We start from the raw sequence: 15494 nt of genomic DNA, 5'->3' as shown, positions 1-15494 counted from the left end.
ACCGTTACATTTTTTCTTCAACCAAATCGGAAAATCTCAGGCAAATCAATCATTTGCAGATACATTCACCAATTGGGATGAGGTTGACATAACCGCGCGTCATCAATATCCTACGCGCCATGCGTTTTTTCGTCCTACCCGCTTCCCTCCTGTTTGCCGTCGCCGTCCAGGCCGCTCCTCAACAGGACCGAACCGATGACGAACTGGCCCGCCTCCTTGCCGACAAGGGCTTGATCGGGCAACTCCAGCAGGTTCGCCAAACAGTCACAGAACGGACTTCCGACCTGGTAGTGACCGCCATCGGCTTCCTTGGCGTTCCCTATCGCCGCGGCGGCAATACGGCGGAGTCGGGCTTCGATTGCAGCGGCTTCGTTCGTGCCATGTACAACCAGACGGTCGGCCATTTGCTGCCCCGCCGTGCCGAGGAACAAGCGGCGGCCACGGAAAAAATCGACCGCAGCCAACTCAAGCCGGGCGATCTCGTTTTCTTCAACACCATGCGCCGCGCCTTCAGCCATGTCGGCATCTATGTCGGTGAAGGCAAGTTCATCCATTCGCCGCGCACCGGCGCCCAAGTGCGGGTGGAAGACATGAACGGCAGCTACTGGAGCCGCCGCTTCGACGGAGCCCGCCGCGTGCTGGGCGGCGCGCCCAACGACGAGGTCAAGACCGCGGCCACAGCCGCAACCCGTTCCGGCGACTGATCCGTCCGCCCTTCAAGCCATAAAAAAATCCCGCCGCGGCGGGATTTTTTTATGGCCGCTCCGATTGCCCGGAGCGGCTCAACGGCCGCTCAGGCCTTCTTTGCCGGCGGCAGGTCAGTACAGGTACCGTGCGCCACTTCGGCCGCCATGCCGATGCTTTCGCCCAGCGTCGGGTGGGGGTGAATGGTCTTGCCGATGTCGATCTCGTCGGCGCCCATTTCAATGGCCAGCGCGATCTCGCCGAGCATGTCACCCGCGTGCGTGCCGACGATGCCGCCGCCGAGAATGCGGTGCGTCTCGGCGTCGAACAGCAGCTTGGTGAAGCCTTCGTCGCGGCCGTTGGCAATGGCACGGCCCGAAGCGCTCCACGGGAAGTGGCCCTTCTTGATCTTGATGCCTTCCGCCTTGGCCTGGTCTTCGGTGAGGCCGACCCATGCCACCTCGGGGTCGGTGTAGGCCACGCTCGGGATCACCCGGGCGTTGAAGGCGGCGCTCGAAAGCTCCTTGTCGCCCTTCTGCTCGCCGGCAATCACCTCGGCCGCCACGTGTGCTTCATGCACCGCCTTGTGCGCCAGCATGGGCTGGCCCACGATGTCGCCGATGGCGAAGATATGAGGCACGTTGGTGCGCATCTGGATGTCGACCGGAATGAAGCCGCGGTCGCTCACCGTCACGCCGGCTTTCTCTGCCCCGATCTTCTTGCCGTTCGGGCTGCGGCCAACGGCCTGCAGCACCAGGTCGTACACCTGCGGCTCCTTCGGCGCGTTCTCGCCCTCGAAGGTGACCTTGATGCCCTCCTTCGTGGCTTCGGCGCCGACCGTCTTGGTCTTGAGCATGATGTTGTCGAAGCGCGGCGCGTTCATCTTCTGCCACACCTTGACCAGGTCGCGGTCGGCGCCCTGCATCAGGCCGTCGAGCATTTCGACCACGTCGAGGCGCGCGCCCAGCGTGGAATACACCGTGCCCATCTCCAGACCGATGATGCCGCCGCCGAGGATCAGCATGCGCTTGGGATCGGTGCCCATCTCGAGCGCGCCGGTGGAGTCGACCACGCGCGGATCGTTCTTCGGCATGAACGGCAGGCTCACGGCCTGCGACCCGGCCGCAATGATCGCGTTGCGGAACTTGACGGTCTGCTTCTTGCCGGTGGTGTCCCAGCTGGTGCCGGACGTCTCGTCCACTTCCAGGTGGTAGGGGTCGATGAAGTTGCCGACGCCGCGCAGCACCGTCACCTTGCGCATCTTGGCCATGGCCGTGAGGCCGCCGGTGAGCTTGCCCACCACCTTGTTCTTGTGGCCGAGCAGCTTGGCGCGGTCGACCGTGGGGGCTGCAAAGCTCACGCCCAGGTCGGCAAAGTGCTTGACCTCGTCCATGACCGACGCCACGTGCAGCAGCGCCTTCGACGGAATGCAGCCCACGTTGAGGCAAACGCCCCCAAGCGTGGCGTAGCGCTCGATCAGCACCACCTTCAAGCCGAGATCGGCAGCGCGGAATGCGGCCGAGTACCCGCCAGGGCCGGCGCCGAGCACGACGACGTCGCACTCGACATCGACCTTGCCGCCGTAGGTGGAAGCAACGGGCGCTGCGGCCGGCGCGGGCGCAGGAGCCGCCTTGGGCGCGGGCGCCGCAGCGGCTGGCGCTGGGGCCGCTGCTGCGGGCGCGGGCGCTGCGGCACCGTCCACCTCCAGCGTCAACACCACGGAGCCTTCCTTGACCTTGTCACCCACCTTGACTGCGAGCGACTTCACCACGCCGGCAGCCGACGATGGAATTTCCATCGAGGCCTTGTCCGATTCGACCGTGATCAGCGACTGCTCGGCCTTGACCGTGTCGCCGACGTTGACCAGCACCTCGATGACCGCGACTTCGTCGAAGTCGCCGATGTCCGGCACCTTGATTTGTTGTTCGCTCATTTGGACACTTTCAGTTTGAGTGTGAGAACGTCGACCGGTGGGGCCGAATTGCGATCGAATTCGCAGGCGGCGGCAATCCCCGCCTCCGCCACGTCGCGCGAGGTGCGCGACTTCATGTCGTACGCCGCGTGCATGGCGCCAAGTGCAAAGCTGCGCCCCGAGCCAATGGCCCAGAACTGCTTGAACTCGAACACCTCGCGGTAGCTGTAGATGCCGTAGATGCCGCTCTGGTTGGCCATCAGCATCGTGAACTGGCTCGACTCGTAGGGCTCATGCTCGTCTTCCTTGGTCTGCATGAAGAACGAGTCTTTCAGCACCGGGTGCAGCAGCGTGAAGGTGCGGAAGATCTCGTGCTTGCTGCCGAACAGCAACGCCTCGCGCGGCTGCGCGGCCAATGCATGCTGCAGCACCAGAAAGTGCGCGGCGGCCCCGGCCACGGCAAAGAGGCTCTGCCCCGCCGCATCGTCGATGGTGAAGATCTTCTGGTTCGCCTCGGCGCGGTGCGAAAGCCGCGTGTCGCCGAAGGTCACCAGGGAATCCGCCGCCATCGTGACCTGGCCGCCTTTGCGGACGGCCACTACGGTGGTCATAACAGGATTCGACGGTAATCCGCGAGCACCTGGCCCAGGTAGGCGTTGAAGCGCGCAGCCAGGGCACCATCGATCACGCGGTGGTCGTAGGACAGCGACAGCGGCAGCGTCAGGCGCGGCACAAACTGCTTGCCGTCCCACACCGGCTTCATCTGGCCCTTGGAGAGGCCGAGGATGGCCACTTCGGGGGCGTTGATGATGGGCGTGAAATGCGTGCCGCCGATGCCGCCGAGGGAGCTGATCGAGAAGCAGCCGCCCTGCATGTCGGCCGAGCCGAGCTTGCCGTCGCGCGCTTTCTTAGCGAGTTCGCCCATCTCCGCGCTGATCTGCAGGATGCCCTTCTTGTCCGCGTCCTTCAGCACCGGCACCACGAGCCCGTTGGGCGTGTCGGCCGCAAAGCCGATGTTGTAGTACTGCTTGTAGACGAGCTGGTCGCCGTCGAGGCTGGCGTTGAAGTCAGGAAACTTCTTGAGCGCCGCAACCACCGCCTTGATCACGAAGGCCAGCATCGTGACCTTGATGCCAGACTTTTCGTTTTCCTTGTTGGTGGAGACGCGGAAGGCCTCCAGCTCGGTGATGTCGGCTTCGTCGTTGTTGGTGACGTGCGGGATCATCACCCAGTTGCGGTGCAGGTTGGCACCGCTGAGCTTCTTGATGCGCGACAGGTCCTTGCGCTCGACCGCGCCGAATTTCGCGAAGTCGACCTTCGGCCAGGGAATGAGGCCCAATGCCGCACCATCTGCGCCGCCACCGCCGGCTGGCGCCTTGGCTGCGGATGCCTTGGTGCTCGCTTGGCCGCTCATTACGGCCTTGGTGAAGCTCTGGACGTCTTCCTGAGTGATGCGGCCCTTGGGACCGGAACCCTTGACTTCTTCGAGTGGCACGCCGAGTTCGCGGGCGAACTTGCGCACCGAGGGGGACGCATGCGGCAGCTTGCCGGTGGGTGCAACTGTGGGTTCGTGCGGTGCGGCAGCAGCCGACGGAGTTGCAGCGGCCGCCGGCGGAGCGGCAACCGGAGCTGGCGCAGTGGCGGTCGCAGCTGCCGGCGCGGCTGCAGCAGCCTGCGCAGGCGCAGGCGCCGCAGCACCTGCTGCGCCTTCAAGCACGGCAATCAGGTCGCCGATGTTGACCGTATCGCCCACCTTGACCTTGAGCTCCTTGAGCACGCCCGCCGCCGACGACGGAATTTCCATCGAAGCCTTGTCCGATTCGACAGTGATCAGCGACTGGTCGGCCGCGATCGTGTCGCCGGGTTTCACCAGCAACTCGATGACCGCGACATCCTTGAAATCGCCGATGTCGGGCACCTTGATCTCGATGGGTCCGGAAGCCGCCGGCGTTGCTGCCGGTGCGGGGGCCGCGGCTGCGGGCGCCGGGGCGGCGGCCGCAGGAGCCGGAGCCGCTGCAGGCGCCGGTGCCGCGGCAGCCCCTTCCGCCTCGAGCACGAGGACCACTGAGCCCTCTTTCACCTTGCCGCCGACTTCGACCTTGATTTCCTTCACCACACCGGCGGTCGACGACGGAATTTCCATCGAGGCCTTGTCCGATTCGACGGTGATGAGCGACTGCTCGGCCTTGACCGTGTCGCCCACCTTCACAAGCACCTCGATCACCGCGACTTCATCGAAATCGCCGATGTCCGGCACCTTCACTTCCACTGCTGCCATATCGTTGTCTCCCGCCGTGAGGCGCCGTTCGTTCGTTGGTTGTTGATGTTCAGGCGTAAAGCGGGTTGACCTTGTCGACATTGATGCCGTACTTCTTGATCGCTTCCACCACCTTGGCTACGGGCACGGTGCCATCTTCGCTCAACGCCTTGAGCGCGGCCACCACGATGTAATGGCGGTTGATCTCGAAGTGCTCGCGCAGCTTGTTGCGGAAGTCGCTGCGGCCGAAGCCGTCGGTGCCCAGCACCTTGTAATTGCGGCCCTTCGGAATGAAGGGACGGATCTGCTCCGCGTAGGCCTTCATGTAGTCGGTCGACGCGATCACCGGGCCGGCGGTAGGCGCGAGTTGCTCGGCCACGAAAGGCACGCGCGGCGTCTGGTCCGGATGCAGCAGGTTCCAGCGGTCGGCGTCCTGGCCGTCGCGCGTCAGCTCGTTGAAGCTCGGGCAGCTCCACACCGAGGCGGACACGCCCCAATCCTTTTCGAGCAGCTCTTGCGCGGCAAAGCTTTCACGCAGGATGGTGCCGCTGCCCAGCAGTTGCACCGTGGGTGCCTTGGCCTTGAGTGCGGGGCCCTGCTTCGACAGGTACATGCCCTTGATGATCTGCTCTTCGGTGCCGGGCTGCAGGCCGGGCATCGCGTAGTTCTCATTAAGCAGTGTCAGGTAGTAGTAGACGTTGTCCTGCTTCTCGACCATGCGCTTCAGGCCGTGGTGCAGGATCACGCCCACTTCGTGCGCAAAGGTCGGGTCGTAGCTCACGCAGTTGGGAATGGTGTTGGCCAGGATATGGCTGTGGCCGTCTTCGTGCTGCAGGCCTTCGCCGTTGAGCGTGGTGCGCCCCGAGGTGCCGCCAAGCAGGAAGCCGCGCGCCTGCATGTCGCCCGCCGCCCAGGCCAGGTCGCCGATGCGCTGGAAACCGAACATGGAGTAGTACACGTAGAACGGCACCATGATGCGGTTGTTGGTGCTGTACGAGGTGGCCGCAGCAATCCAGCTCGACATGCCGCCTGCTTCGTTGATGCCTTCCTGCAGGATCTGACCGGCCTTGTCTTCCTTGTAGTACATGACCTGATCCTTGTCGACCGGGGTGTACTGCTGGCCTGCGGGGTTGTAGATGCCGATCTGGCGGAACAACCCTTCCATGCCGAAGGTGCGCGCTTCGTCCACAAGAATGGGAACGACGCGCGGGCCCAGCGCCTTGTCGCGCAGCAGTTGCGTGAGGAAGCGCACGTAAGCCTGCGTGGTGGAAATCTCGCGGCCTTCGGCGGTCGGCTCCATCACCGACTTGAAGGTGTCGAGCGACGGCACGGTAAAGCTCTCGTCGGCCTTGGTGCGGCGATGCGGCAAGTAGCCGCCCAGTGCCTTGCGGCGCTCGTGCAGGTACTTCATTTCCGGCGTGTCGTCGGCCGGCTTGTAGAACGGCAGGTCGGCGATCTTGCTGTCCGGAATCGGAATGTTGAAGCGGTCGCGGAAGGCCATGATGTCCTCGTCGCTGAGCTTCTTGGTCTGGTGCACGTTGTTCTTGCCCTCGCCGATCTTGCCCATGCCAAAGCCCTTGACCGTCTTGATCAGGAGCACCGTGGGCTGGCCTTCGTGCTTCACGGCCGCATCGAACGCGGCGTAGACCTTCTGCGAATCGTGGCCGCCGCGGCGCAGCTGCCAGATGTCGTCGTCGCTCATCTTGGAAACCATTTCGAGCGTGCGCGGGTCGCGTCCGAAGAAATGCTTGCGAACGTAGGCACCGTCGTTGGCCTTGAAGGCCTGGTAGTCGCCGTCGTTGGTTTCCATCATGATCTTGCGCAGCGCACCTTCCTTGTCGCGCGCCAGGAGCGGATCCCAGTTGCTGCCCCAGATCAGCTTGATGACGTTCCAGCCCGAACCGCGGAATTCGCCTTCGAGCTCCTGGATGATCTTGCCGTTGCCGCGCACCGGGCCATCCAGGCGCTGCAGGTTGCAGTTGATCACGAAGATCAGGTTGTCGAGCTTCTCGCGTGCCGCTAGGCCGATGGCGCCCATCGACTCGACCTCGTCCATTTCGCCGTCACCGCAGAACACCCATACCTTGCGGTTCTCGGTGTTGGCAATGCCGCGGGCGTGCAAGTACTTGAGGAAGCGGGCCTGGTAGATGGCCATCAACGGGCCGAGGCCCATCGACACCGTCGGGAACTGCCAGAACTCGGGCATCAGCTTCGGATGCGGGTAGCTCGACAGGCCCTTGCCGTCGACTTCCTGGCGGAAGTTGAGCAACTGCTCTTCGGTCAGGCGGCCTTCCAGGTAGGCGCGGGCATAGATGCCGGGCGACACGTGGCCCTGGATGTAGAGGCAGTCGCCGCCGTGGTTTTCGCTTTCAGCGTGCCAGAAATGGTTGAAGCCGGCGCCGAACATGTTGGCCAGCGAAGCAAAGGAGCCGATGTGGCCGCCCAGGTCGCCGCCTTCGGGCGGATGATGGCGGTTGGCCTTGACCACCATGGCCATGGCGTTCCATCGCATGTAGGCGCGCAGGCGCTCTTCGATCTCGAGATTGCCGGGGCAACGCTCTTCCTGATCGGGTTCCAGGGTGTTGACGTAGGCAGTGTTGGCCGAGAACGGCTTGTCGATGCTGTGCTGCCGCGCATGCTCGAGCAACTGCTCTAGAAGGAAGTGAGCCCGCTCAGGCCCCTCGCTCTGAATAACGGAGGACAGTGCATCCATCCATTCACGGGTCTCCTGGGCGTCCGCGTCGTTCGCGGCCGAGCCGAACAGGTTCTCGGGATTTGCCGACATGCTTGTCTCTCCTATTGGGGCTGTGGCTGTAATTTAAGTGCGGTCTTCGATAAACGCGGGCGAGTTTCGCATAGAAATGCTTCTATTTCAAATGGCGCACATTGATTTCTTAATGTGATATTCGTGATCCAAATTGTGTTGGCCGCAACCGCGCCGGACCAATGGCACCGGGCCTTTGGCGCACTTCGTGGGGGAGCATCCCCTAAACTCGCAAGATGCCTCTTTCCTCTCCGCTGGCGGTGGCCCGCAGCGCCGTGACCGCGTCACCTCTTTCCTGGTGGCGCCGCTGGTGGCGCCGGCAAACGCCGGTGCTGCAGGACGCCGTCGCCATGCTCGCGCCCATTGCGGCGGTGCTGCTGTTCCTTGCGGCCATCGTTTCGGCGTTCTGGTATTTGCGCACCGAAGAAGTCGAGCGCGAGCAGGAATCGGTACGGCGGGACGTTGAGTACGCGCAGCAGCGCATGCGCCTGCGCCTGCTGGAGCGCCAGGAACAGCTGATGCGCATTGCGCGCGACGCCTCGAACCGCGAGATCGATCCGGTCGAATTCGCGAGCCGAGCGGAATCGCTGGTGAGCCAGTTCCCTGAACTGCAAACGGTCACCTGGATCGACGACCGCCGCCGTTTCAAGGCCGGTTATTCCGCGCCGAGCGTGCACCCCGCGCAGCAGCACCTCATCGGCGACGTGCTGCGGCCTGGCGATATCGAGAGCAACTACGCGCTGGCGCGCGAACTGCGCCAACCGGTGTTCTCCCAGCCCATGGCGGGCGGCGACCCCACGGCCATGCTGCAGCTGCACATCCCGCTTTTCGACCAGGGCCTGTTCGCGGGCGTGGTGCTGGGCGAGTTTTCGATCGACGGCCTGCTGCGCTACGGCATGCCATCGGAGGTGCAGGCGCGCTATGCGGTGTCGCTGCTCGACGCCAAGGGCAATCCGATTGCGGGCAACACCGTGAGCCCGAGGGAAGGCGGCACGCGCCTGCTGCCCTGGTCCGAAAGAACCAACGAATACGAAGTACCGGTGTCGCCCGTCGGCAATGCGCTGGTGCTGCGGGCCCAGGCCTATCGCACCTCGCAGGGGGTGGTCGGCAACGGCTTGTTCTGGCTGGTTTGCGCGCTCAGCGTGCTCACCAGCTGGATGCTGATCGGTACCTGGCGGCACACCCGGCGGCGCCAGCAGGCGCAGCAGCGGCTGGTTGCCGAAACCAACTTCCGGCGCGCGATGGAAAACTCCATGCTCACCGGCATGCGCGTGCTCGACCTGCAGGGGCGCATCACCTACGTGAACGCCGCTTTCTGCGCAATGACGGGATGGAGCGAAGCCGAACTGGTGGGCCAGACCCCGCCCTTCCCCTACTGGCTGGAATCGGACCGCGAAGTCATGAACGAGCGGCTCGAGGAAGAGCTGCACGGGCGCGCGCTGCCGGGCGGCTTCCAGGTGCGCGTAAAGCGAAAGAACGGCAGCGTGTTCAATGCGCGGCTGTATGTGTCGCCGCTGATCGATGCGCGCGGGCACCAGACGGGCTGGATGACGTCGATGACCGACATCACGGAGCCCACGCGCATCCGCGAGCAGCTGTCGGCTTCGTACGAGCGCTTCACCACGGTGCTGGAGGCGCTGGACGCCGCGGTGTCGGTGGCCCCCATCGGCAGCGAAGAACTGCTGTTCGCGAATAAGCTGTACCGGCTCTGGTTCGGTTCCGACACCGTGGGGCACCTGGGCATGGTGGCGCAGGCGGGTGTGCCGGCCTCCAATGCGCACGACGAGGGCCTGGACGACGTCGACCCCTACGCGGGCCTGCCGATCGACACCCTGACGGCCGCCCAGACCGCCAACAACGAGATCTTCGTGCCGCACCTGGGCAAGTGGCTCGAAGTGCGATCGCGCTATCTCACCTGGGTCGACGGCCGGCTCGCCCAGCTGGTAATTGCCACCGACATCACGCCGCGGCGCGATGCCGAGGAACAGGCCGCCGCGCAGGCCGACCGCGCCCAGGCCGCCAGCCGCCTGATCACGATGGGCGAAATGGCCTCCAGCGTGGCGCACGAGCTCAACCAGCCGCTCACGGCCATCACCAACTACTGCAACGGGATGATGTCCCGCATCAAGGGGCAGTCGATCGACACCGAGGCGCTGCTCGCGGCACTCGAAAAGACCTCGAAGCAGGCGCAGCGCGCGGGCCAGATCATCCAGCGCATCCGCTCCTTCGTAAAACGCAGCGAACCCAACCGCACGCCCGCCGACGTTGCCACCATGGTGAGCGAGGCGGTCGAACTGGCGGGCATCGAGCTGCGGCGGCGCAATGTGCGGCTCAACCACTACGTGGCGGCGCGGCTGCCGGTGGTGCGCGTGGATCCCATCCTGATCGAGCAGGTCATGGTCAATCTGCTGAAGAACGCCGCCGAGGCCATCGACATTGCCGAGCGCCCGCTCGCCCGACGGAGCGTGGAGTTGCGCGTGCTGCCCAAGGTGATCGAAGGCCACAACGCCATCGAGTTCTCGGTGCAGGACACCGGCAAGGGCCTGGCGCCCGAAGTGATGGACCGGCTCTACGAGGCCTTCTTCTCCACCAAGCCCGAAGGCATGGGTATCGGGCTGAATCTGTGCCGCACCATCGTCGAGTCGCACCGCGGACGGATGCAGGCGGAGAACATCTACAATGGCCCGGATGTGATCGGATGCCGCTTTTCCTTCTGGATTCCGGTGTTGGACGCTCCCAGTTCCGTAGCAAGCGACGAGGCAAAGGTACCTGCATGAGTTTGATTCCGAAGAAGGGCACTGTCTATGTCGTCGACGACGACGAGGCCGTACGAGATTCGCTGCAATGGCTGCTCGAGGGCAAGGACTACAGGGTTCGCTGCTTCGATTCAGCCGAGTCTTTTCTTTCCCGATACGACCCGCGCGAAGTCGCCTGTCTGATCGTCGACATCCGCATGGCCGGCATGACCGGGCTCGAACTGCAAGACCGGCTGATCGAGCGGCGCTCCCCGCTGCCCATCGTGGTGATCACCGGCCATGGCGACGTGCCGATGGCGGTCGACAGCATGAAGAAAGGCGCCATGGATTTCATCCAGAAGCCTTTCAACGACGAAGAGCTCGTCACGCTGGTCGAGCGCATGCTCGAGCACGCACGCGGCGCGTTCACCCAGCACCAGCAGTCGGCCAGCCGCGATGCACTGCTTTCCAAGCTCACCGGCCGCGAAGCCCAGGTGCTCGAGCGCATCGTCGCCGGCCGCCTGAACAAGCAGATTGCCGACGACCTCGGCATCAGCATCAAGACGGTCGAGGCGCACCGCGCCAACATCATGGAAAAGCTCAACGCCAATACCGTGGCCGATCTGCTCAAGATCGCGCTCGGGCAGGCGGCGCCCGCAGCCAAGGCCTGAAAACCAGCTATCTCCTCGATAGCGACGAATGTTCCCCACGCCTGCGCAAGCGGGCGTTTTTACTTGGAAAATCGAAACCGATGACCGCTCAATTGATCGATGGCAACGCGCTGGCCCAGAAAATCCGCACCGATGTTGCCGGCCGCATTGCCGCCCTGAAGGCGCGCGGCGTGGAACCCACGCTGACCATCGTCCTGGTGGGTGAAGATCCGGCGAGCCAGGTCTACGTGAAGCACAAGGTCAACGACAGCAGCCAGACGGGGCTCACAGCGCATCTCGAGCGCCATTCCGCCAGCATGACCGAGCCCGAACTGCTGGCCCGCATCGAGGCACTCAACGACGACCCCCAGGTGCACGGCATCCTGGTGCAGCTGCCGCTGCCCAAGCACATGGACAGCCACCGCGTCATCGAAGCCATCTCTCCGGCCAAGGACGTCGACGGCTTTCATGTGGCCAGCGCCGGCGCGCTGATGGTCGGGCAGCCGGGCTTCTGGCCCTGCACGCCGCACGGCTGCATGAAGATGCTCGAATCCATCGGCTACGACCTGCGCGGCAAGCACGCAGTGGTCATCGGCCGCAGCAACATCGTCGGCAAGCCCATGGCCATGATGCTGCTGGCCAAGAACGCCACCGTCACCATCTGCCACAGCGCCACGCAAGACCTGGCCGCCATCACCCGGCAGGCCGACGTGATTGTTGCTGCCGTGGGCAAGCGCAACCTGCTGACGGCCGACATGGTGAAGCCGGGCGCCGTGGTGATCGACGTGGGCATGAACCGCAAGGAAGACGGCAAGCTGGCCGGCGACGTCGACTTCGATAGCGTCAAGGAAGTGGCCAGCTGGATCACCCCCGTGCCCGGCGGCGTCGGCCCCATGACGCGCGCAATGCTGCTCGCCAACACTCTTGAAGCTGCGGAACGCGCCGCAAAGTGATTTCCATGACCAACCCCCTCCTCGACTTCGCCGATCTCCCGCTGTTCGACCGCATCAAGCCCGAGCACGTCGCGCCCGCGGTCGACATCTTGCTGGCCGATGCCGAGGCGGCGCTGCAAACCGTCACGGCGGCCAACTTTCCGGCCGACTGGAATGCAATTTCCAAGGTGCTCGACGTCGCATCCGAACGCTTCAGCCGCGCCTGGGGCGCCGTGGGCCACCTCAACGCCGTGGCCGATACGCCGGAGCTGCGCGCCGCCTACAACGAGGCCATGCCCCGCGTCACCGCGTTCTGGACGCGACTGGGCTCCGACGAGCGCCTGTACGCCAAGTACAAGGCCATCGACGTGGCCACCCTCAACCCCGAGCAGCGCCAGGCGCATCGCAATGCCGTGCGCAACTTTGTGCTCGGCGGCGCGGAGCTGCAGGGCGATGCGAAAAAGCGCTTTGCCGATATCCAGGAACGCCAGGCCGAGCTGAGCCAGAAATTCAGCGAGAACGCGCTCGACGCCACGGACGCTTTCTCATACTACGCAGCGCTTGGTGAACTCGAAGGCGTGCCCGAAGACGTGATTGGCGCTGCACGCGCAGCCGCCGAAGCCGAGGGCAAGCAAGGCTACAAGCTCACGCTCAAGATGCCCTGCTACCTGCCCGTGATGCAGTTTGCCAAGAGCAGCGCGCTGCGCGAAACGCTATACCGCGCGTATGTCACGCGCGCCAGCGAACTCGGCGATCCGGCCTTCGACAACACCGCGCTCATCAACGAGATCCTCGCGCTGCGCGAAGAAGAAGCCAGGCTGCTCGGCTACAAGAATTTCGGCGAGCTTTCGGTCGTGCCCAAGATGGCCGAATCGCCCGAGCAGGTGGTCAAGTTCCTGCGCGATCTGGCGGCCAAGGCCAAACCGTATGGCGAGCGCGACCTGGCCGACCTGCGCGTGTTCGCATCGGAGCAGTTGGGCATTGCCGATCCGCAAGCCTGGGACTGGAGCTACATCGGCGAAAAGCTGAAGGAAGCGCGCTATGCCTTCAGCGAGCAGGAGGTCAAGCAGTACTTCCCGGCACCCAAGGTGATGGCCGGCCTGTTCAAGATCGTCGAAACGCTGTTCGAGGTTTCCATCCGGCGCGACAGCGCCCCCACATGGCACCCGAGCGTGGAGTTCTATCGCATCGAACGCCAGACGGCCAACGGCGTGCAGAAGGTCGGCCAGTTCTATCTCGATCCCTCCGCCCGTGCCGCCAAGCGCGGCGGCGCCTGGATGGACGACGTGCGCGCACGCTGGCTGCGGCCCGACGACGGCGCCCTGCAAACGCCGGTGGCGCAGCTGGTGTGCAACTTTGCGAGCGGCGTGGACGGCAAGCCGCCACTGCTCACGCACGACGACGTGACCACCCTCTTCCACGAATTCGGCCACGGCCTGCACCACATGCTCACGCAGGTGAACGAGCGCGACGTGTCGGGCATCAGCGGTGTCGAATGGGACGCCGTCGAGCTGCCGAGCCAGTTCATGGAAAACTTTTGCTGGGAATGGGACGTGCTCAGGCACATGACCGACCACGTGGATACGGGCGAGCCGCTGCCGCGCGCGCTGTTCGACAAGATGACCGCCGCCAAGAACTTCCAGAGCGGCCTTCAGACCTTGCGCCAGATCGAGTTCTCGCTGTTCGACATGCTGCTGCACACCGAATACCAGGCCGCCAATTCGCAGCCGGGCGGCGTGCTCGCGCTGCTGGGCAAGGTGCGCGCCGAGGTGGCCGTGATGCCTGCGCCGCCTTTCAGCCGTACGCCCAACACCTTCAGCCACATCTTCTCGGGCGGCTACGCGGCCGGCTACTACAGCTACAAGTGGGCCGAGGTGCTGAGCGCCGATGCCTACGCCGCTTTCGAGGAAACCGTGGGCGCCGACGGCCAGCCGAACATCGAAACCGGCCGCAGGTACCGCCAAGCCATCCTCGAAGCGGGCGGCAGCCGCAGCGCCATGGATTCGTTCAAGGCTTTCCGCGGCCGCGAGCCGCAGCTTGATGCGCTGCTGCGACACCAGGGCATGGCGCAGGCGCAGGCCGTTTGAAGCGGGCCTGAAGCTTGCGATACTCAGGCAATGCATTCGATCCAAAAGAAAACCTCCTTGCATTGCCTGTCCGGCTTCGCCCTGCTGCTCGTTGCAGCGGGCGCCATGGCCCAGCCGATCTATCGCAACGTCGACAAGAACGGGAAGGTCACTTTCTCGGACCGGGCCCCCACCGCCAGCACCGAGCCCGCGGCGGGCCCGCAAGCCGGCATCACGCCTCCGGCCAATGCCGGCTTGCCGTATGAACTGCGCCAAGTGGCACAGCGCTACCCCGTAACGCTGTACACCGGCGAAGAATGCGCGCCGTGCGGCGCCGCCCGCTCGCTGCTCACCACGCGCGGCATTCCATTTGAAGAACGCACCATCAAGAGCAACCAGGACGTGGAAGCGCTGCAGCGGATGAGCAGCCAGGCCTCGCTGCCGTTGCTGACGATCGGTTCGCAACAGCTCAAGGGCTTTTCCGACACCGAATGGTCGCAGTACCTCGACGCCGCGGGCTATCCGAAGAGCAACAGCCTGCCTGCGGCCTACCGCAATCCGCCGGCCCGTCCGCTGGTTGCCGTGCAGGCGGCCCCGGCGGCACGCGAACCAGCACCAGCCGCGCCAGCTCCGCAGCAACAACCCGCGCCCGCCCCCAGTGGGCCGAGCCCGAGCAATCCGGCGGGCATCAAGTTCTGAGCGGTTTCTGAACGTGCTGCCGGTTGAAGCCGGCAGCCGCTTTCCTTCACTCGAACGTCATCGTCCGCACGCCCGAAGGCGTGCCCAGCAGGCAAACGTTGGCCTTCTGGTGAGCGAACACACCGACGGTGACCACGCCCGGCCATTGGCTCACCTCGGATTCGAAGGCAAGCGGGTCGCTGATCCGCAGCCCGGTGACGTCGACGATGTGCTGTCCGTTGTCGGTCACCAGCGCCACACCGTCTTTTTCCCGCACCTGCGCAATGCCGCCCATGGCCTCGAACTGCCGCATGACGCGGCGCGCCGCCATCGGAATCACCTCTACCGGCAGCGGAAAGGCGCCGAGCGTGTCGACCAGCTTGGATGCGTCGGCAATGCACACAAAGCGCCGCGACTGCGCCGCCACGATCTTTTCGCGTGTAAGCGCCGCACCGCCGCCCTTCACCATGAAACCGCGATGATCGATCTCGTCCGCACCGTCGATATAGACGCTGAGCTCCTCGACCTCGTTGCTGTCGAACACCGGAATACCCAGGGCGCGCAGGCGTTCCGTCGAGGCGACTGAGCTCGACACCGCGCCCTTGATCTCGTCCTTTATCGTGGCGAGGGCGTCGATGAACTTGTTCACGGTCGAGCCGGTGCCCACGCCGACGATTTCGCCCTTCACCACATAGGCCAGCGCAGCCCGGCCGACTTGGGCCTTGAGCTCGTCCTGGGAGATGGCGCCGGCGCCGGGAGCGGAAGAAGGGGAAACGGGTGCAGTCATCGCGGAGAATCCTTGGCTCATTGAAGTCG

11 protein-coding genes are annotated in these 15494 nt (G+C 64.6%); 6 read left to right on the top strand and 5 right to left on the bottom strand.

Translation table 11 applies throughout. The annotated features are described in order from the left end of the window. The first annotated feature begins 119 nt into the window (after window positions 1-119). Entirely contained in the window at window positions 120-704 is a 585-nt protein-coding gene (locus GOQ09_RS11435) for a C40 family peptidase (protein WP_157613530.1), read from the top strand. Window positions 705-793: 89 nt separating this feature from the next. Here the strand turns inward: GOQ09_RS11435 and lpdA are convergent, their stop codons facing one another. From lpdA to aceE, 4 genes are read right to left on the bottom strand one after another with little or no spacing between them, the layout of a single operon-like run. Then, entirely contained in the window at window positions 794-2617 is a 1824-nt protein-coding gene (gene lpdA, locus GOQ09_RS11430) for a dihydrolipoyl dehydrogenase (RefSeq protein ID WP_157613529.1), read from the bottom strand. Continuing rightward, entirely contained in the window at window positions 2614-3207 is a 594-nt protein-coding gene (locus GOQ09_RS11425; RefSeq protein ID WP_126747261.1) for an MFS transporter, read from the bottom strand. The genes lpdA and GOQ09_RS11425 overlap by 4 nt, the downstream gene beginning before the upstream one ends. Continuing rightward, entirely contained in the window at window positions 3204-4874 is a 1671-nt protein-coding gene (gene aceF, locus GOQ09_RS11420) for a dihydrolipoyllysine-residue acetyltransferase (protein WP_157613528.1), read from the bottom strand. The genes GOQ09_RS11425 and aceF overlap by 4 nt, the downstream gene beginning before the upstream one ends. Window positions 4875-4923: 49 nt before the next feature. Then, entirely contained in the window at window positions 4924-7638 is a 2715-nt protein-coding gene (aceE, locus tag GOQ09_RS11415; protein WP_157613527.1) for a pyruvate dehydrogenase (acetyl-transferring), homodimeric type, read from the bottom strand. 215 nt (window positions 7639-7853) lie between these two features. Here aceE and GOQ09_RS11410 point away from each other — a divergent pair, with 215 nt between their 5' ends. From GOQ09_RS11410 to GOQ09_RS11390, 5 genes are all read left to right on the top strand, one after another. Then, entirely contained in the window at window positions 7854-10394 is a 2541-nt protein-coding gene (locus GOQ09_RS11410) for a PAS domain-containing sensor histidine kinase (RefSeq protein WP_157613526.1), read from the top strand. After that, window positions 10391-11023 carry a response regulator transcription factor gene (locus GOQ09_RS11405; RefSeq protein ID WP_012747279.1) on the top strand — a complete coding sequence of 211 codons (633 nt, stop codon included), beginning with the start codon at window positions 10391-10393 and terminating at the stop codon, window positions 11021-11023. Before GOQ09_RS11410 ends, GOQ09_RS11405 begins: the two co-directional genes overlap by 4 nt. Window positions 11024-11103: 80 nt before the next feature. After that, window positions 11104-11955: a bifunctional methylenetetrahydrofolate dehydrogenase/methenyltetrahydrofolate cyclohydrolase FolD gene (gene folD / locus GOQ09_RS11400; RefSeq protein ID WP_157613525.1), complete on the top strand. Its 852-nt coding sequence runs from the start codon at window positions 11104-11106 to the stop codon at window positions 11953-11955. Between the two features lie 5 nt (window positions 11956-11960). Beyond that, window positions 11961-14021 carry a M3 family metallopeptidase gene (locus GOQ09_RS11395; RefSeq protein WP_157613524.1) on the top strand — a complete coding sequence of 687 codons (2061 nt, stop codon included), beginning with the start codon at window positions 11961-11963 and terminating at the stop codon, window positions 14019-14021. A 30-nt stretch (window positions 14022-14051) separates the two neighbouring features. Further along, window positions 14052-14699, top strand: coding sequence for a glutaredoxin family protein (locus GOQ09_RS11390; protein ID WP_157613523.1), 648 nt, complete (start codon window positions 14052-14054; stop codon window positions 14697-14699). Window positions 14700-14745: 46 nt separating this feature from the next. On the opposite strand, the gene rpiA is transcribed toward GOQ09_RS11390, so the two are convergent. Then, window positions 14746-15465, bottom strand: a complete 720-nt coding sequence (rpiA, locus tag GOQ09_RS11385; RefSeq protein ID WP_157613522.1) for a ribose-5-phosphate isomerase RpiA — start codon at window positions 15463-15465, stop codon at window positions 14746-14748. Window positions 15466-15494: the final 29 nt, after the last annotated feature.

Source organism: Variovorax paradoxus (assembly GCF_009755665.1).
GTDB lineage: Bacteria > Pseudomonadota > Gammaproteobacteria > Burkholderiales > Burkholderiaceae_C > Variovorax > Variovorax paradoxus_G.
Note: the sequence above shows the minus strand (reverse complement) of the source record. Positions and strands in the feature narration are given on the sequence as shown.